Raw genomic sequence first — 16,831 nt, forward strand, 5'->3', positions numbered from 1 at the left:
AGCGGTTGTGATCGAGTTGATGATGTATCTGTTGTTGGGCGCGGCGTTGGGTACGGTGGGCGGGCTGTTCGGTATTGGCGGTGGCTTGATCGCGATTCCGGTGCTCGGCGTGCTGTTTGGCCTGGACCAGCAGATTGCCCAGGGCACGGCGCTGGTCATGGTTGTACCCAATGTGCTACTCGCGCTGTGGCGCTATCACCAGCGCAACCGCATAGAGGCGCGCCACGCCTTGCCCCTGGCCCTGATGGGGTTCAGTTTCGCCTGGCTGGGCTCGATCTGGGCGGTGGGCATCGATGCACAGAAGATGCGCATCGGCTTTGTCGCCTTTCTTCTGGTGCTGTCGGCCTACAACCTGCTGCGCATGTTCATGGCCAGTGCCCCGGCCAGCAGCGAGATGCGTTACCCCTGGCCTTGGCTCGGGGTATTGGGCGCCGCTTCCGGGGCCATGGGCGGGCTGTTCGGGGTGGGGGGCGCAGTGGTTGCCACGCCGGTACTGACCAGTGTCTTCGGCACCACCCAGGTGGTAGCACAGGGTTTGTCCCTGGCGCTGGCGCTACCCAGCACCGGGGTCACCCTGGTGACCTATGGCTTTCACCATCAGGTGGACTGGGCGATCGGTCTGCCGCTGGCAGCCGGTGGCTTGCTGAGCATCAGTTGGGGGGTGAAGGTCGCCCACGCCTTGCCCGAGCGGCTGTTGCGCGGCCTGTTCTGCGGCTTCCTGGTGGTGTGTGCGGTGATGCTGGCGTTTAAAGTTTGAAGCCTTCGACGATGTGTTCGGCCAGGCATTCGGTGATGGGCGAGGGCTGGTTGAGGTTGCGCAGCAGCATGATGCTGGCCTCGGGCAGCTCCGGCAGCCCTTCGTTCTCGCCGAGGATGCGCAGGTCCGGCGTGATCAGGCTTTCCAGCTGCGCGGTGATCGCCAGCCCGGCGCTGACCACCGCCATGATTGCCGACAGGCTGGAGCTGTTGTAGGCAATGCGATAGTCGAGGCCGATGGCATCCAGGGCGTTGCAGGCCCACAGCCGGCAAAAGCAGTCGCTGTTGAACATCGCCAGCGGCAGTGGCGTCTGTTCATGGGGCGTGAAGCACTGGGCCACGGCCCAGACGAAGCGCTCCTTGCGCAAGAGTTGGCCGATCTCGCTGCCCGGCTCTCGGGTGACGATGGTCAGGTCCAGGTCCTGGCGTTGCAGCAGTTGCTTGGACGATTCGCAATGCACTTCGATCTGGATCAGCGGGTAGCTCTGGGCGAAGCGCGACAGAATCCCCGGCAGAAAACGCATCACATAGTCATCCGGCGTGCCGATGCGCACCAGCCCCACCATGTGCGGTTCGCGCAGGGTATTGAACACTTCGCTATGCAGTTTCAGGATGCGCCGGGCATAGCCCAGCAGTACTTGACCCTCGGCGGTCAGCTTGACCTGGCGTCCGTCGCGCTGGAACAGCTGGCGTTGCAGCACGTCCTCTTCCAGGCGCTTCATCTGCATGCTCACCGCCGATTGGGTGCGGTTGACCCGTTCTCCAGCCCGGGTAAAACCGCCTTCATCGGCGATGGCGACGAAGGTGCGCAGCACTTCGGTGTCGATGCTGGGGAACTGGGACATTGATCAAATCCTGAGATGCATGGGGCGGGAAGCATTCCTGGGCCTGATCTTATTCCTCGCAAGGCCATGGCGTCATCCCTGGCGTTGCGCTTGCAGCCAGGCCAGCACCTGCCGGGCGTTCTGGTCCGGTGGAAACACCGGGTAGAACACCTTTTCGATCTGCCCGGCCTTGAGAATCAGAGTCAGGCGTTTCAGGAAACGGGTGGCGTTCAATTCGAACATCGGCAGCCCCAGGGCTTCGGTCAATTGCCCCTGTGCATCGGAGAGCAGGGCAAAGGGCAGGTGCAGCCGCTCGACGGCTTCACGTTGATAGTCGCTGTCCTGGGTCGAGAGGCCGAACAGGTTCGCCGCCCCGGCGGCCGCGAGTTCCTCGGCCAGGTCGCGAAAGCCGCAGGACTGCGGGGTACAGCCGCGGGCGCCGGGGGTCATGTCCCAGCCCTCCAGCAGCGGCAAATCCGGTCGTCCCATGCGCGGGTAGACATAGAGCACCGTTGTGCCGGGCAACGTCGACAGGTCGACCCCTTCGCCCGAGGTGGAGGGCAGTCGTAGCCCGGGCAAGTGCAGGCCTTGCAAGTGACGGGCTGCGCCATCGTCCTGGGGGGGCGGGATACGCGACCAGTCCACGCTCAGCATGTCTCTCATGACGCTTCCTCCTGATCAGTAGCGCTGGGCAATCGCAATAGGGATAGCTGGATAACAGAGTGTCGATAGTGCTCCTCCAGTTCAAGTAGTACTGCGGATAAATGATGCTCGATCCAGCAATTAATGCTCGTGGCTTTTATTGGTTTTGTCTTTGGCTTTAGTTGTGCTGTTTTATTGGCGATAAGCCTTATCGGTGCTGGCTATAAGTTTTCAAAAAAGGTCTGGAATGTTGGCTATAAGTTGTTGGTTGCTAATTTCGCTGCGCGATAAAAATCAATGAATATGCCCTGGGCCGATTAATGGTCAACTTTGTGGTTGTTTGGGTTTGCCTAAAGAAACATCCGCTACTAGTGTTGCGCTTGCCATGTACAGATGGTCTGTACTGGGATTGCGACCAACTTTGGAGGGTCCTTTCATGAACGTGAAAGCGGAACACACTGAGCCAACCACTGCCGAGCTGACACAGCTCAAGACCAAGCTCAAAGCCGGCAAGCTGGCGCCGGAAGACCTCAAGGCGCTGGTGGGCCTGGTGGAACGTACGGAGAAGGCGGCGAAGCAACTTAGGGCAGCCATCGTCGAGTAAATGACGCTAACGCTTTGGAGGGCAGGATCAGAAATGGACCTCACTACTCGAACTACTCATATCGATATATCTGAACCGTTGCGTAGCCCTCCATTTTTAGCGCGCAGCACTATCGGCAGTCACTCGGTACTGCTGCTGGGAAGTCTGGAAGCGCCTATCTCTACACTTAGTGATAATGCTTTTATTGTCGAACGCATTGCCCAGAGTCTCAACTTGTCGGCGCTGGGCGCCCAGTTCAATGCGGAAGAAGTTATTTTTCTGCTGAACGAGCAATATACCGCTGCAGAAGAGTTTGTTTATGGTCACCCCATCTGGCGAAAGATAAGAGAGGGTGATCAAGCTGCGCTCTACGCTTATATCCTGGAAACCCGGCACTACCTGGCTGCCGCGGCCTCGAGGATGTGCCCCTCGGTCAGCCCGGGTATAGGGTTGTCGCCGATCTCCCTGATGCTGTCCAGGCATGCGCTGGAGGAGTGGGATCATGCGCAGTTCTTCAATGAGGCCCTGGAGCTGATCGGCTGTTCCGGCGACATGGTCAGGCTGGCCCGGCCTTTGCCCGCAACCCTGGAGTGGATTCACCTGTCCCGGCAGATCGCGGCCATGGGCGAGCTGGTGTCGGCGGCCTGCTCCGGTTTCATGGAGCACTCCTCGGTGGAGCAGGAGGCGGTGCTGGGTTGGCATGAGTTGCTGGTGGGCCACAACCTGTTGAGCCGCAAGGCGACAGACAAGGTGCTGGGGCATTTTTCCACCGACATCCAGTATGGGCATTCGGATAACTGGAAGAAGGCCGTGCGCACTCAGGACTGCTACCCCGCGCCGGTGGTGGCCACGGTGCTCAATGCAGTCTGCAGCCTCAGCGAAATGATCTACCGCTGGCTGACTGCGCTGGAGCAGGGATGTGCCAGCTCCATTGTCACCGCGGCCCAACTGGTGGCCGAGGAGGGGCTGGACCAACTGTTGCACGCCGCTGATTCGCCCCTGGACGTGGAAATTTTCCAGGGCCTGCCGGTCTGGCCGTCCAGTGTGATGAGCCTGGTCAACGGTGAGCGTTCCGGCGATGACAACCCTGCCGATACCGTCGTTGCGTCCTGCTATGCCCTGGGGCCGCGAATGACGCAACTGGTCATGAGCCCGGCGCCTTTTGGCGCACTGATCACCCAGGTGCATGAGCAGTTGCTCAATGGGCAGAGCTCCAGCGCCGAGAGTGTGGCGGCCATCGAACAGATGACCACCGACTGGCTGGTATCGGTGGACGGCCACGGCCTGTGGCAACAGATGACCGAGGGCTGCGCGGATGAGCTGATCATCGGCTACATGCTGGAGAACTATCATTACCTGGCCTCGGCGACCCGACATGTCAGCCCGGCCATTGCCGCCTGTGCGGATGCGCGGATCCGCGAGAACCTGTTGCAGCACCTGCAGGATGAGCTGACCCACTGCGACATCCTCAAGCCCAGGCTGCGCGAACTGGGAGTCCGGCGCCCGGAAGCGATGCGACCCTTGCCGACCACCACTGCCTTTGTCGGTTATCTCAGCGACCTGGCACGGCATGACTGGAAGGGCTACCTGATCGGTTCGACCTACCTGCAAAAAAGCCTGAGCGAATGCCGTGGCGATGATCGTCACCTGCGTTTCTACTCGCAGGTGTCCGCCAACAACCCGCGCTGTGCAGCGTTGCTGGGGGCCATGGCAGCCCATGACGAACTGGATGACGAGCTGGGCCACGATCAGCGGCCGTCGCTCAACATCGAGTACCTGCTGGCGCGGGGCGACGTGGGCGGTGACTCGGTGGCGCGTGCGGCCATGCTGCCGTCACTGGCCTGGAGCTTTCTGGATGGCATCCGCCAGCACTATTGCACCGGCAAGGACGCGGTGCTGCAGCGCCAGGCCTGGAGCGCAACATGAACCAGCCCTATTTCCAGAACCTGGAGCCCCTGGCGCAGTTGCAGGAATTGTTATTCGAGCGTGATGACTTCGAGGCCCTGGCCAGGCGCTTGCCGGAACCCAGGATGGCTTTGGAAAAGTGGCGCGATGTGTTGCATGGCGAGCTCCTGTCGCTGTTTCGCTGGGGGCTGATTCGCGCCAGGGAGAGCCTGGATGACCAGGGGGCGGGCCAGGGCTATGGCCAGGAAGTCCTGTGCCTGCTGCCCTATTACGGCTTTTGTCTGCATGCAATCCGCCGCGCCGCGCCCTTTGCCTTGATGGGCATACCCACCACGGTGTCGGTGCGTCACGACCGTTATCAGGAGGCCAGTGCAGTGATTGGCGAGTTGGCGGCCGTGCTTGGCGTAAAGGATTGGCTGCGGGTCAGTGAGGAATCCTCGGCAGAGCTGGTGCGGCAGTTTCATGGGCGCGATGGCCTGATCGTGCTCACCGGCAAGCAGTCCACCTACACCAGCCTGCGAAACCACTACCCGGACGCGCGGATCATTGCTGCAACCGGCTGTTGCGGGGTGGTCCTGTCGGTGGAGGAGCAGCCGGCCCGCGTCATCGAGGAACAGCGCCAGGAACACCGGTTGCCGGTCAGTTGCAGCAACCATGGCTACACCGTCCTTGCCGAAGCCCTGACCCCGCAGGCGGCGGTGCTGGCCATCAACGGCGCCCGGCCCGCGGTCAGCAGCACGGTGCAAGAGTTGCTCGGGCAACTGCACCCGTCCATTGTCCTGACTCCCCCTTCGGCTCTGCCGTTGCCCGATGATCTTGGCGGCTACAGCCTGCTGGCCTGTGAAGAGTCGGCGGCGGCCAGCCTCGATGGTTTCGGTCGCGACCCACTGGGCGGCTGGCCGGGGGATTACCGGATCTGAAAGCGGTCCCTGGAAACACCGGCGGGGAACCAAAGCATCAAACCCTGAGATGTATTGCATAAGAAACATTCGTTGGATTGATCCTTGTTCGGGGAAGAGACTGTGCTCATCCCCACTGGAGGACAGGATCATGAAAGCGCAAAAGGGTTATCTGCTGGTTCACAAACTGCCAATTCAGGCGTTGTCGTTACGTGCACTATGGCACCAGGTGGTCCGCTGGCACGAGTTGGCGCAGGAGCGCCGGATGCTTGCCGGCCTGAGCGATTCGGCCCTGCATGACCTGGGGTTGAGCCGGGCGGATGTGGAGCATGAAGCGGTCCGCCCGTTCTGGGACGACCCGATGCACAAATAACCCGGTGGCCACTACACAAGCCGGTCCAGGGTGCGCTAGCGTGCGGGCAGACCAGGAGACGCTCATGCCCGCACTACCTTCTTTCTCGCTCAAGCAGGCCCGCCGGCTGGCGCTGGCTGCCCAAGGCTTCGGCGGGCGCCAGCCGCCGGCATCGATCAAGGCCTCCCGACTCAATCAGCAGATCGAGCGCCTGGGCCTGTTGCAGATCGATTCGGTCAACGCCCTGGTGCGCGCCCATTACTTGCCGCTGTTTTCCCGTCTTGGCAGTTATCCACAGCAGCTGCTCGATCAGGCCGCCTGGAGCCAGGGGCGCCAGCGCACCTTGTTCGAGTACTGGGGGCATGAGGCCTCGCTGCTGCCGATGTCCATGTACCCCTTGATGCGCTGGCGCATGCAGCGCGCACGCCAGGGGCAGGGTATCTACTCGCAACTGGCGCGTTTCGGCCAGGAACGCCAGGCCACTCTGCGCCGGGTGCTGGCGGCCGTGGAGCAGCAGGGCGCGCTGGGGGCCGGCAGCCTCTCCACCCGCGAAGAGCGGGCCGGCCCCTGGTGGGACTGGAGCGAAGAAAAGCATGCCCTGGAATGGCTGTTCGCTGCCGGTGAGGTGACAGTGTCCGGCCGCCGCGGTTTCGAGCGTCTGTATGACTTGCCGGAACGAGTGATCCCGGCGGCGATCCTCCAGCAGATGCCGTTGGAGGAAGCCCAGGCCCAGCGCCGGTTGCTGCTGCAGGCGGCCGGGGCACTGGGGGTAGCCACGGAAAAGGACCTGCGGGACTACTTTCGCCTCGATCCCGGCGATAGTCGCGCGCGGCTTGCCGAGTTGTGCGAGTCCGGCGAACTGCTGGGCTGTGAGGTCCAGGGCTGGAAGCAAAGTGCCTATTGCCTGCCCGAGGCGCGGGTGCCGCGCAAGGTCGAAGCCAGCGCGCTGTTGTCACCTTTCGATTCCCTGATCTGGGAGCGTAGCCGTACCGAGCGGCTGTTCGATTTCCGCTACCGCCTGGAGATCTACACGCCTGAGCACAAGCGGGTCTATGGCTATTACGTGCTGCCGTTCCTGCACAACGAGCGGATTGCCGCCCGGGTCGACCTGCGGGCGGAGCGGGCCCAGGGGCGTCTGGCGGTGCACGCGGTGCATGAGGAGCCATTCGGTCTGGACGACGAGGGTGTCCGGGCATTGGCCCTGCAATTGCGAAAGATGGCCGACTGGCTGGGGTTGGAACAGATTCAGCTCAATTGCCAGCGTGATGGCGCGCGACGCCTGCGTGAGGTGCTGGGGTGAAGAGCTTCGCGGGCCAGCCCGCTCCTACACAGCCCTTGCAGGAGCGGGCTAGCCGGCGAAAGCGCTCTTAGCGCTTGACCTGCTTCAAGGTCTCGGCAATCAGGAAGGCCAGTTCCAGAGACTGGTCGGCATTCATCCGCGGGTCGCAATGGGTGTGGTAACGGTCCGACAAACCATCCTCGGTAATCGGCCGGGCACCGCCGATGCATTCGGTGACGTTCTGCCCGGTCATCTCGATATGGATGCCACCGGCATAGCTGCCTTCGGCCTGGTGGACCTGGAAGAACTGCTTGACCTCGGTGAGGATCTGCGCGAAATCCCGGGTCTTGTAGCCGCTGCTGGCCTTGATGGTGTTGCCGTGCATCGGGTCCGAGCTCCACAGCACCTGCTTGCCTTCGCTTTCCACCGCGCGGATCAGCTGTGGCAGGTGATCGCCGACCTTGTTGGCGCCCATGCGCACGATCAGGTTGAGGCGGCCGGGATCGTTTTCCGGGTTGAGGATATCGATCAGGCGGATCAGTTCGTCGGTGTTCATGCTCGGGCCGACCTTGACCCCGATCGGGTTGTTCACCCCGCGCAGGAACTCCACGTGGGCGCCGTCCAGTTGCCGGGTGCGATCGCCGATCCACAGCATGTGCGCCGAGCAGTCGTAGTAGTCGTTGGTCAGGCTGTCGCGGCGCACGAAGGCTTCTTCATAGTTGAGCAGCAACGCTTCGTGGGCGGTGAAGAAGCTGGTTTCGCGCAGTTGCGGCGCGCTGTCCAGGCCGCAGGCACGCATGAAGGCCAGGGTTTCGTCGATGCGGTCTGCCAGTTGGCTGTACTTCTCGGCCAGGGCCGAGTTGGCGATGAAGTCCAGGTTCCACTTGTGCACCTGGTGCAGGTCGGCGAAACCGCCCTGGGCGAAGGCTCGCAGCAGGTTGAGGGTGGCGGTGGCCTGGTGGTAGGACTGCAGCAGGCGGTCGGGGTCCGGCACCCGGCTTTTTTCATCGAAACCGATGCCGTTGACGATGTCGCCGCGATAGGCCGGCAAGGTCACGCCATTGATGGTTTCGTCGTTGGCCGAGCGCGGCTTGGCGAACTGGCCGGCCATGCGCCCGACCTTGACCACCGGGCAGCCGGCGGCAAAGGTCATGACGATGGCCATCTGCAGCAGCACCTTGAAGGTGTCGCGAATCTTCGCCGCGGAGAATTCGGCGAAGCTCTCGGCACAATCGCCACCCTGCAACAGGAATGCCCGGCCCTGGGTGACTTCGGCAAACTGGCGACGCAACTCCCGGGCTTCACCGGCAAACACCAGCGGTGGATAACTGGCCAGGCTTTGCTCGACCTGCAGCAGGTGCGCGGCATCGGGGTAGTGGGGTTGTTGCTGGATCGGCAGGGCGCGCCAGCTGTCGGGGCTCCAGGGTTGGCTCATCGCGGACTCGAGTGCTTTAACGGTGGGAGGGGCATGTTAGCAGCAAATTAGTGCGTGACCTGCTCCTCTCGCTTGGCCGACAATCGCGCCTTTCCCGCTCGCTGCCGAGCGGTTGGTTTATCGCGCCGGCAAGGTTCTGTGCCCGCGCGGCTAGGAGATGAAATGACTGAGGAGCGCGTCGAGCGCCTGCTCGCTGAAGTGCATGACGAATTCGGCATGATCCGGGTCCTGGAAGTGGCGGACTATCGTTTTCTCGAATTTGGCGATGCCATCGAGCAAAGCTGTGTGTTCACGGCGGACCCCAGTTGGCTGGAGTACGACTACACCCGGGCCATGCTGATCGGTGCCCTGTGCCATGAGGCGCCGGAGAGCGCGTTGTTTCTCGGGCTGGGCGCCGGCACCCTGACCCAGGCTTGCCTGAAGTTCCTGCCCCTGGAAGATGTGGAAGCCATCGAACTGCGACCGGACGTGCCGCGCCTGGCTATCGAGTACCTGGGGCTGGACGACGATCCGCGTCTATATATAAGAGTCGGCGATGCCCTGGAGCTGCTGGACAGTGCTGAATCCGCCGACCTGATCTTCGTCGACCTGTACACCGACGTCGGCCCCGGCGTCGGGCATCTGGCCTGGGGGTTTCTGGAGAACTGCCAGAAGCGCCTCAACCCCGGCGGCTGGCTGGTGATCAACCAGTGGGCCACCGATGATGGCAAGCCCTTGGGCGCCGCCCTGTTGCGCGGGCTCTATCACCGCCATTACTGGGAGTTGCCGGTGAAGGAGGGCAACGTGATTCTGATCGTGCCGTCCGACCTCGACCAGGAGCTGGACCTGCCAGGCCTGAATGCCCGCGCCCAAGCCCTGGCCCCACGCTTGGGCTACTCCCTGCAACCCTTGATCAAGGCGATCCGCCCGGCCACATAAGCCCTTGCTGGCGCCGGCTGGCCGGCGAAGCCGATCTGCCGGCCCCTGTTCAGCAGCCCTTGAACACCCCGGGCCGTTTTTCGATCATCGCCCGCACGCCCTCTTTGGCGTCCTCACTGTTCATCAGTTTGTGCACCAGCGGCGCCAGCCCCTGGGCGGCCGCCGTTTCCCCTTCGAGCCTGGCCTGGCGTGCCGACATCAGGGTCGCCTGCACCCCCAGCGGTGCCTGGCGGGCAATCCGTTCGGCCAGTTCGATGGCCCGGGGCAGCAGGTCTTCGCTGGCCATGACCTCCTGCACCAGGCCCAGGCGCAGGGCTTCATGGGCATCGAATTCGTCCCCGGTCAGCAACCAGCGCATGGCATTGCCCCAGCCGGCCAGTTGATGCAGGCGCAGGGTCGCGCCGCCGAAAGGGAAGATTCCGCGTTGCACCTCCATTTGCGCGAAGCGGGTATTGCTGGCGCAGAGATTGATGTCGGAGGCCAGCATCAGCTCGATGCCGATGGTCAGGCAGTAGCCTTGTACGGCGACGATCACCGGCTTGTTCACCTGTGGGCCGCTGAACACGCCCCAGGGGTCGCAGCCACCGGCTGGTGCTTGCCAGCCCTGGGCCAGGGCGGCGCCGACATTGGCCAGGTCCAGGCCTGCGGTGAAGTGCTCGCCGTGGCCGAACACCACCGCCACTCGCGCCTCGCTGCTGGCTTCGAACTCGCCGTAGGCCAGGCTCAACTGGTTGAGCAGCTCGAGGTCGAAGGCATTGCGCTTGGCCACCCGGTCCAGGCCGATAAGGAACAGGTGACCACGTAGTTCACGGCTGACACGGCTGGCACTGGGCTGATTCATGAGCGCTGTCCTGGGAAGAAAGAGGGGAGGTTGGCGCGGGCGGTTTCGTGCACAAAGGTGAACCGTTTAAGCGCGATGACCAACAGCGCCGGGCCTGAGCAAAATAGCGCGCCGCCGAAGTCTGCGCAAAGCCCATGACAATCGGGTGTTCAGCGGATTTTTCCGATAAAAAAAACTCCCTTTTTTGAGTAATTCCGGTATAGTGCGCGCCGGCCTTTAGCCGGGCCACGTTTAGGTAATGCAATTCCCCGAAGTCAGCTTCGGCTGCTTGTCCGCTGCGCGGACTATCCTTGACGATCCATTCATCCAATCGTTTTCGCAAATCCCCGCCGACAAAGCTGCCAGGGTGACTCTTGAGTCTTACACGGCATGCGCAGCTTTGGAGCATGGGTCTTTGCGGATGCACTTAGAGGCAGACCCATGACCCAGGAAATCGGCGGCTTCGCCGCTCTTGAACTTCATCCCAATATTGTCGCTGCAGTAGTCGCTACCGGCTATGAAGAGCCTTCGGCTATTCAGCAGCAGTCGATCCCGATCATCCTTGCCGGTCACGATATGATTGGTCAGGCGCAAACCGGTACCGGTAAGACCGCTGCCTTTGCCCTGCCTATCCTGCACCGCATTGATCCGTCCAAGCGCGAGCCGCAAGCTCTGATCCTGGCCCCAACCCGTGAGTTGGCGCTGCAAGTAGCAACCGCTTTCGAAACCTACGCCAAGCAAATGCCGGGCGTGACTGTTGTGGCCGTCTACGGCGGTGCGCCGATGGGCCCACAACTGAAAGCAATCCGTAATGGCGCACAGATCGTTGTCGCCACTCCGGGCCGTCTGTGCGACCACCTGCGTCGCGACGAAAAAGTCCTGGCCACCGTGAACCACCTGGTTCTCGACGAAGCCGACGAGATGCTCAAGCTGGGCTTCATGGATGACCTGGAAGTGATCTTCAAGGCCATGCCGGAGACCCGCCAGACCGTACTGTTCTCGGCCACCCTGCCGCAGTCGATCCGGGCCATCGCCGAGCGTCACCTGAAGGACCCGAAACACGTCAAGATCCAGAGCAAGACCCAGACCGTCACCGCGATCGAGCAGGCTCACCTGCTGGTTCACGCCGACCAGAAGACCTCTGCCGTTCTGAGCCTGCTGGAAGTTGAAGATTTCGACGCCCTGATCATGTTCGTGCGCACCAAGCAAGCGACCCTGGACCTGGCCAGTGCCCTGGAAGCCAAAGGCTACAAAGCCGCTGCGCTGAACGGCGACATCGCCCAGAACCAGCGTGAGCGCGTGATCGACTCCCTCAAGGATGGCCGCCTGGACATCGTTGTGGCGACCGACGTAGCCGCCCGTGGTCTGGACGTACCGCGCATCACCCACGTATTCAACGTGGACATGCCGTACGACCCGGAATCCTACGTGCACCGTATCGGCCGTACCGGCCGTGCCGGTCGCGAAGGCCGCGCGCTGCTGCTGGTGACTCCACGTGAGCGCCGCATGCTGCAAGTGATCGAGCGTGTAACCGGTCAGAAGGTTGCCGAAGTTCGCCTGCCCGACGCCCAAGCCGTTCTCGATGCCCGCATCAAGAAGCTGACCAACAGCCTGTCGCCGCTGGTGGCTGATGCTGAAGCGACCCACGGTGATCTGCTCGATCGCCTGACCGCCGACATCGGTTGCAGCCCGCGTGCCCTGGCCGCAGCCCTGCTGCGCAAGGCTACCAACGGTCAAGCGCTGAACCTGGCCGCGATCGAGAAAGAGCGTCCACTGGTGCCCAACAGCGCTCCACGTGGCGATCGTCCTGAGCGTTCCGGTGACCGTCCTGATCGTGGTGACCGTGAGCGTCGCGCGCCAATGCCTCTGGGCGAAGGTCGTGCACGCTGCCGTACCGCGCTGGGTGCCCGTGACGGCATCGCTGCCAAGAACCTTCTGGGCGCGATCCTCAATGAAGGCGGCCTGGCCCGTGAAGCTATCGGCCGCATCCAGGTGCGTGACAGCTTCAGCCTGGTCGAGCTGCCGGAGGATGGTCTGGACCGTCTGCTGACCAAGCTCAAGGACACTCGCGTTGCCGGCAAGCAACTGAAGCTGCGTCGCTATCGCGAAGATTGATCGGCCCCTGGGCTGATTGATCAGGCATAAAAAATCCCCGACTGGTTCGGGGATTTTTTTTGCCTGTCATTTGCCTTGGAGCTGGCGGCCATCAGCCAAATCGGTAGATGTCCATGCCCAGGGCGCCCAGGGTGAAGCCCTGGTGGGCCACGCTGAATTCGCCACCGGCGCCCCGGGCGAAATACAGCGGCAGCAGGTGTTCATCACTGGGGTGGCTGCGCACGGCATTCGGTGCCTGCTGGCGGTAGTCATGCAGGGCCGCCTGGTCATCGGCCGCCAGCTTGTCGATCATCCAGTCGCGAAAGGCCTTGGCCCAGGGTTCGACGCTTTCCGGGCCAGCGTGCCAGTCCAGGTCCCGCAGGTTGTGGGTGATGCTGCCGGAGCCGATCAGCAGCACGCCCTGTTCCCGCAGGCTGGCCAGGGCGTGGCCGATGCGGGTCTGCAGGGCCGGGCCCAGGCGGCTGGGCAGCGACAGCTGGACCACCGGGATGTCCGCCTGCGGGTACATCAGCGACAGCGGTACCCAGGTGCCGTGGTCGAAGGGGCGCTGGCTGTCCAGTTGGGCGGGCAGGCCTTCGGCCTGGAGCAGCTCCACTACCTGGGCTGCCAGTTCCGGATCGCCCGGGGCCGGGTATTGCACGGCAAACAGCGCGGCGGGGAAGCCGCCAAAGTCGTGCCAGGTTTCCGGGTGCGGGTTGCAACTGACCCGCAGATCGGAGCTTTCCCAGTGGGCCGAGACCACCAGGATCGCCCTGGGCCGTGGCAGCTCGGCTGCCAGGCGAGCCAGGGCCGGGCCGCTGGCGCCGGGTTCCAGCGCCAGCATGGGAGAGCCGTGGGAGATGAACAGGCTGGGAAGCATGAAGAGGCTCCTGAAGGTTAAGATGCGCCATCTTCAATCAGATCAATGATCTAAATCTAATATAAGTTTTAGCGCTTTTTTATCGAATTTTAAGGACTTCTCATGCAAGCGGACTTTTGGCAAAAGCGCTGGGAGCGCGATCAGATCGGCTTTCACCTGGCCGAGGTCAACCCTTACCTGCAGCAGTACTGGCCGGCCTTGGGCCTGGCGGCGCAAAGCCGCGTGCTGGTGCCCTTGTGCGGCAAGAGCCTGGACCTGATCTGGCTTGCCGACCAAGGGTTCGAGGTGCTGGGCATCGAACTGGCGGAAAAGGCGGTGGAGGATTTCTTTCGTGAGCACCAGTTGCAGCCGCAAATCAGCCAGCACGGGGTGTTCAAGGTCTACGCCCACGGGCCCATTGAGCTCTGGTGCGGTGATTTCTTTGCCCTGACCGCCGAGGACACCGCTGATTGCACGGCCCTGTATGACCGTGCAGCCATGATTGCCTTGCCCTCGCCCATGCGACAGCGCTATGCCGCTCACCTCAATGGCCTGTTGCCGAATGGCAGCAAGGGGCTGCTGATCACCATGGATTACGCCCAGGAGCAGTTGGACGGCCCGCCATTTGCGGTGCTCGACGATGAGGTCCGGCAACGTCTGGGGGGCGTCTGGCAACTGCAGGTAGAAACGGAGCGCGACATTCTTGGCGAGAGCTGGAAGTTTCTCCAGGGTGGCGTGACCCGGCTGGTGGAGAGGGTCTATCGCCTGAGCAAGCAGGGTGCCGCGAGATAGGTTTTTGGCGGCCAAGCAAAAGGGCGACTTGCGTCGCCCTTTTGGGTATTGCCTTGCACTGGATCAGCCGCGACGACGCAGGGCCTCGATACGCTCTTCCAGCGGAGGGTGGCTCATGAACATGCGAGCCAGGCCCTGCTTGATGCCACCGTTGATGCCGAAGGCATTCAGGGTGTCGGGCATGTGCACCGGCAGGCCCTGTTCCGAACGCAGGCGCTGCAGCGCGCCGATCATCGCGTTGGTGCCGGCCAGACGGGCGCCGGCTTCGTCGGCGCGGTATTCGCGTTTGCGCGAGAACCACATGACGATGGCGCTGGCCAGGATACCCAGAACCAGTTCGGCGAAGATGGTCGCCACGTAGTAGGCGATGCCCTGGCCTTCTTCGTTCTTGAAGATCACCTTGTCGACGAAGTTGCCGATGATCCGTGCGAAGAACATCACGAAAGTGTTCACCACACCCTGGATCAGTGCCAGGGTCACCATGTCACCGTTGGCGACGTGGCCGATCTCGTGGGCCAGCACGGCTTTCACTTCATCGGGCGAAAAACGTTCCAGAAGGCCCTGGCTGACGGCTACCAGCGCATCATTCTTGTTCCAGCCGGTGGCAAAGGCGTTGGCCTCATAGGCTGGGAAAATACCCACTTCGGGCATCTTGATGCCCGCTTCGCGGGACAGTTGCTCGACGGTCTGCAGCAACCATTGCTCATGGCGGGTGCGCGGTTGGGTGATGATCTGCGTGCTGGTGCTCATCTTCGCCATCCACTTGGAGATGAACAGCGAGAACAGCGAACCGGCAAAACCGAAGACCGCACAGAAAATCAGCAGCTGATTGAGGTTCAGATCAACCCCATTGGCCGCCATGAACCCGTTGAAGCCGAAAAGGCTCAGGGTGATGCTGGCAATCAGCACGACCGCAAGGTTAGTGGCCAAAAACAGCAGGATTCGCATCATGGTTGTAGAAATCTCCTCAAGCTAAAGATGTAGCGTACTGCGGGGTATATAAGGTGCGGCAACCGCCTATTCAATACGGCTTCTATTTCAAACTGTGTCGCATAGGCCGGGTCTAGACGCTTGTAGTTCAACGCCATGAGCCAACGCCAGGGCGGCCGCCACCCGGCTGCGGTGCAGACGTGTGACAGTGGGCAGGACGGAAAGTGCAAGCTTATAGAAGGGGAGTGGAGCAGGGCAGTGAAGATGTGTTGCTGAATTAATCGCAGTGCGACCAGAGAAGGATCGCACTGCGATTTTTCCGTTACTGGCGGTAGGACTTGAGGAAGCTGCCGATCCGACCAATGGCCTGCTCCAGGTCATCCACCCGCGGCAGGGTCACGACGCGGAAGTGATCCGGCCATGGCCAGTTGAAGGCCGTGCCTTGCACCACCAGGAGCTTTTCCGAGAGCAGCAGATCGAGGACGAACTTCTCGTCGTTGTGGATCGGGCAGATCTTCGGGTCGATCCGCGGGAAGGCATACAGCGCGCCCATGGGCTTGACGCAACTGACTCCGGGAATGTCGTTGAGCAGTTCCCAGGTGCGGTTGCGCTGTTCCAGCAGGCGGCCCGGGGGCAGCACCAGGTCGTTGATGCTCTGGTAGCCGCCCAGTGCGGTCTGGATGGCGTGCTGGCTGGGCACGTTGGCGCACAGGCGCATGTTGGCCAGCATGTCGATGCCTTCGATGTAGCTCTGGGCGTGCTGCTTGGGACCGGAAATGGCCACCCAGCCGGAACGGAAACCGGCTACCCGATAGGACTTGGACAGGCCGTTGAAGGTCAGGCACAGCAGGTCCGGGGCCAGCGAGGCGGTGCAGATGTGCACGGCGTCATCGTAGAGGATCTTGTCGTAGATCTCGTCCGAGAACACCACCAGGTTGTGCTGGCGGGCCAGCTCCAGCATGCCCAGCAGCACTTCCCTGGGGTACACGGCGCCGGTGGGGTTGTTCGGATTGATGATCACCAGGGCCTTGGTGTTCGGGGTGATCTTGGCCTTGATGTCGGCCAGGTCCGGCCACCAGTTCGCCTGCTCGTCGCACAGGTAGTGCACCGGGTTGCCGCCGGCCAGGCTCACCGCGGCGGTCCACAGCGGGTAGTCGGGGGCCGGCACCAGCACTTCGTCGCCGTTGTTGAGCAGGGCCTGCATGGCCATCACGATCAGCTCGGAGACGCCGTTGCCCAGGTAGATGTCTTCAATGCCGATGCCTTCCACCTGCTTCTGCTGGTAGTACTGCATCACCGCCTTGCGCGCACTGAACAGGCCCTTGGAGTCGCTGTAGCCCTGGGCGGTGGGCAGGTTGCGGATCACGTCCTGGAGGATTTCGTCCGGCGCTTCGAAACCAAAGGGCGCCGGGTTGCCGATATTCAGCTTGAGGATGCGGTGGCCTTCCTCTTCCAGACGTTTGGCGTGCTTGAGCACTGGGCCGCGAATGTCATAACAGACGTTGGCGAGCTTGTTCGATTTGCTGACCTGCATGGCGATGTGTTCCCGAAAATGAACGATCCAGGCGGAGGATGAACTACCGTACTGGGAATCCTGCCGTGTCACACCGGCCTGTAACCTGCACCGGCTGCGGCAAAATCCGTTTGAATGGGTGTAACGCGGCTGCCAGACTGGCGTCTGACGAGGCGCAATCATACGTGCCGCCCGATCCGTGGAAAAGACACAGATCGGGCTTTTTCCGT

16 protein-coding genes and 1 pseudogene are annotated in these 16,831 nt (G+C 62.3%); 9 read left to right on the top strand and 8 right to left on the bottom strand.

Features of this window, described 5'->3' with window-relative positions:
• Window positions 1-7 precede the first annotated feature (7 nt).
• The gene (locus F6S12_RS09400) at window positions 8-757 is read left to right on the top strand and encodes a sulfite exporter TauE/SafE family protein (protein ID WP_011062534.1); all 750 of its coding nucleotides are present in this window, start codon (window positions 8-10) and stop codon (window positions 755-757) included.
• On the opposite strand, the gene F6S12_RS09405 is transcribed toward F6S12_RS09400, so the two are convergent.
• Both F6S12_RS09405 and F6S12_RS09410 read right to left on the bottom strand, forming a co-directional pair.
• On the bottom strand, window positions 747-1,601 hold the full coding sequence (locus F6S12_RS09405; protein WP_041119395.1) for a LysR substrate-binding domain-containing protein: 855 nt from the start codon (window positions 1,599-1,601) through the stop codon (window positions 747-749). The genes F6S12_RS09400 and F6S12_RS09405 overlap by 11 nt on opposite strands.
• 72 nt (window positions 1,602-1,673) lie before the next feature.
• Window positions 1,674-2,243: a peroxiredoxin gene (locus tag F6S12_RS09410; RefSeq protein WP_315868857.1), complete on the bottom strand. Its 570-nt coding sequence runs from the start codon at window positions 2,241-2,243 to the stop codon at window positions 1,674-1,676.
• A gap of 415 nt (window positions 2,244-2,658) precedes the next feature.
• Between F6S12_RS09410 and F6S12_RS09415 the strand changes: the two genes are divergently transcribed.
• From F6S12_RS09415 to F6S12_RS09435, 5 genes are all read left to right on the top strand, one after another.
• Entirely contained in the window at window positions 2,659-2,826 is a 168-nt protein-coding gene (locus F6S12_RS09415) for a hypothetical protein (protein WP_015636538.1), read from the top strand.
• 429 nt (window positions 2,827-3,255) lie between these two features.
• Window positions 3,256-4,731 (top strand): hypothetical protein, encoded by a 1,476-nt coding sequence (locus F6S12_RS09420; protein ID WP_315868858.1) that lies wholly within the window; start codon window positions 3,256-3,258, stop codon window positions 4,729-4,731.
• Window positions 4,728-5,630, top strand: coding sequence for a hypothetical protein (locus F6S12_RS09425; RefSeq protein WP_053153090.1), 903 nt, complete (start codon window positions 4,728-4,730; stop codon window positions 5,628-5,630). The genes F6S12_RS09420 and F6S12_RS09425 overlap by 4 nt, the downstream gene beginning before the upstream one ends.
• 130 nt (window positions 5,631-5,760) lie before the next feature.
• Complete coding sequence (locus F6S12_RS09430) at window positions 5,761-5,982, top strand: DUF1127 domain-containing protein (protein ID WP_015636535.1); 222 nt, start codon at window positions 5,761-5,763, stop codon at window positions 5,980-5,982.
• 64 nt (window positions 5,983-6,046) lie between these two features.
• Window positions 6,047-7,261 (top strand): winged helix-turn-helix domain-containing protein, encoded by a 1,215-nt coding sequence (locus F6S12_RS09435; RefSeq protein WP_015636534.1) that lies wholly within the window; start codon window positions 6,047-6,049, stop codon window positions 7,259-7,261.
• 67 nt (window positions 7,262-7,328) lie between these two features.
• On the opposite strand, the gene F6S12_RS09440 is transcribed toward F6S12_RS09435, so the two are convergent.
• Complete coding sequence (locus F6S12_RS09440; protein ID WP_011062528.1) at window positions 7,329-8,675, bottom strand: class II 3-deoxy-7-phosphoheptulonate synthase; 1,347 nt, start codon at window positions 8,673-8,675, stop codon at window positions 7,329-7,331.
• Between the two features lie 162 nt (window positions 8,676-8,837).
• Between F6S12_RS09440 and F6S12_RS09445 the strand changes: the two genes are divergently transcribed.
• Window positions 8,838-9,593, top strand: coding sequence for a spermidine synthase (locus F6S12_RS09445; RefSeq protein WP_011062527.1), 756 nt, complete (start codon window positions 8,838-8,840; stop codon window positions 9,591-9,593).
• 49 nt (window positions 9,594-9,642) lie between these two features.
• Here the strand turns inward: F6S12_RS09445 and F6S12_RS09450 are convergent, their stop codons facing one another.
• Together F6S12_RS09450 and F6S12_RS09455 are read right to left on the bottom strand one after the other, a co-directional pair.
• Entirely contained in the window at window positions 9,643-10,434 is a 792-nt protein-coding gene (locus tag F6S12_RS09450) for a crotonase/enoyl-CoA hydratase family protein (protein WP_019092873.1), read from the bottom strand.
• A complete protein-coding gene (locus F6S12_RS09455) occupies window positions 10,400-10,744 on the bottom strand; it encodes a hypothetical protein (RefSeq protein ID WP_169897176.1) in 345 nt (114 codons plus the stop codon). The genes F6S12_RS09450 and F6S12_RS09455 overlap by 35 nt, the downstream gene beginning before the upstream one ends.
• A gap of 76 nt (window positions 10,745-10,820) precedes the next feature.
• Between F6S12_RS09455 and F6S12_RS09460 the strand changes: the two are divergent.
• A pseudogene (locus F6S12_RS09460) lies at window positions 10,821-12,528 on the top strand (DEAD/DEAH box helicase).
• 91 nt (window positions 12,529-12,619) lie between these two features.
• Here F6S12_RS09460 and F6S12_RS09465 read toward each other — a convergent pair.
• Window positions 12,620-13,387 carry a DODA-type extradiol aromatic ring-opening family dioxygenase gene (locus tag F6S12_RS09465; RefSeq protein ID WP_041119386.1) on the bottom strand — a complete coding sequence of 256 codons (768 nt, stop codon included), beginning with the start codon at window positions 13,385-13,387 and terminating at the stop codon, window positions 12,620-12,622.
• A 102-nt stretch (window positions 13,388-13,489) separates the two neighbouring features.
• Here F6S12_RS09465 and F6S12_RS09470 point away from each other — a divergent pair, with 102 nt between their 5' ends.
• Window positions 13,490-14,158, top strand: a complete 669-nt coding sequence (locus F6S12_RS09470; protein WP_011062523.1) for a thiopurine S-methyltransferase — start codon at window positions 13,490-13,492, stop codon at window positions 14,156-14,158.
• A 63-nt stretch (window positions 14,159-14,221) separates the two neighbouring features.
• Here F6S12_RS09470 and htpX read toward each other — a convergent pair whose 3' ends face one another.
• Together htpX and F6S12_RS09480 are read right to left on the bottom strand one after the other, a co-directional pair.
• The gene (htpX, locus tag F6S12_RS09475) at window positions 14,222-15,109 is read right to left on the bottom strand and encodes a protease HtpX (RefSeq protein WP_015636531.1); all 888 of its coding nucleotides are present in this window, start codon (window positions 15,107-15,109) and stop codon (window positions 14,222-14,224) included.
• 301 nt (window positions 15,110-15,410) lie between these two features.
• Window positions 15,411-16,622 carry a pyridoxal phosphate-dependent aminotransferase gene (locus F6S12_RS09480; protein ID WP_011062521.1) on the bottom strand — a complete coding sequence of 404 codons (1,212 nt, stop codon included), beginning with the start codon at window positions 16,620-16,622 and terminating at the stop codon, window positions 15,411-15,413.
• Window positions 16,623-16,831 lie beyond the last annotated feature (209 nt).

The sequence above is a fragment of the Pseudomonas sp. JV245A genome (assembly GCF_032424515.1).
GTDB classification, from domain to species: Bacteria; Pseudomonadota; Gammaproteobacteria; order Pseudomonadales; family Pseudomonadaceae; genus Aquipseudomonas; species Aquipseudomonas protegens.

What these genes read in the sequence shown, in the direction of transcription:
- F6S12_RS09470 (WP_011062523.1), top strand. Translation starts at nt 13,490, where the DNA reads ATGCAAGCGGACTTTTGGCAAAAGCGCTGGGAGCGCGATCAGATCGGC.
- htpX (WP_015636531.1), bottom strand. Translation starts at nt 15,109, where the DNA reads ATGATGCGAATCCTGCTGTTTTTGGCCACTAACCTTGCGGTCGTGCTG.
- F6S12_RS09405 (WP_041119395.1), bottom strand. Translation starts at nt 1,601, where the DNA reads ATGTCCCAGTTCCCCAGCATCGACACCGAAGTGCTGCGCACCTTCGTC.
- F6S12_RS09425 (WP_053153090.1), top strand. Translation starts at nt 4,728, where the DNA reads ATGAACCAGCCCTATTTCCAGAACCTGGAGCCCCTGGCGCAGTTGCAG.
- F6S12_RS09440 (WP_011062528.1), bottom strand. Translation starts at nt 8,675, where the DNA reads ATGAGCCAACCCTGGAGCCCCGACAGCTGGCGCGCCCTGCCGATCCAG.
- F6S12_RS09435 (WP_015636534.1), top strand. Translation starts at nt 6,047, where the DNA reads ATGCCCGCACTACCTTCTTTCTCGCTCAAGCAGGCCCGCCGGCTGGCG.
- F6S12_RS09445 (WP_011062527.1), top strand. Translation starts at nt 8,838, where the DNA reads ATGACTGAGGAGCGCGTCGAGCGCCTGCTCGCTGAAGTGCATGACGAA.
- F6S12_RS09480 (WP_011062521.1), bottom strand. Translation starts at nt 16,622, where the DNA reads ATGCAGGTCAGCAAATCGAACAAGCTCGCCAACGTCTGTTATGACATT.
- F6S12_RS09450 (WP_019092873.1), bottom strand. Translation starts at nt 10,434, where the DNA reads ATGAATCAGCCCAGTGCCAGCCGTGTCAGCCGTGAACTACGTGGTCAC.
- F6S12_RS09410 (WP_315868857.1), bottom strand. Translation starts at nt 2,243, where the DNA reads ATGAGAGACATGCTGAGCGTGGACTGGTCGCGTATCCCGCCCCCCCAG.
- F6S12_RS09415 (WP_015636538.1), top strand. Translation starts at nt 2,659, where the DNA reads ATGAACGTGAAAGCGGAACACACTGAGCCAACCACTGCCGAGCTGACA.
- F6S12_RS09430 (WP_015636535.1), top strand. Translation starts at nt 5,761, where the DNA reads ATGAAAGCGCAAAAGGGTTATCTGCTGGTTCACAAACTGCCAATTCAG.
- F6S12_RS09465 (WP_041119386.1), bottom strand. Translation starts at nt 13,387, where the DNA reads ATGCTTCCCAGCCTGTTCATCTCCCACGGCTCTCCCATGCTGGCGCTG.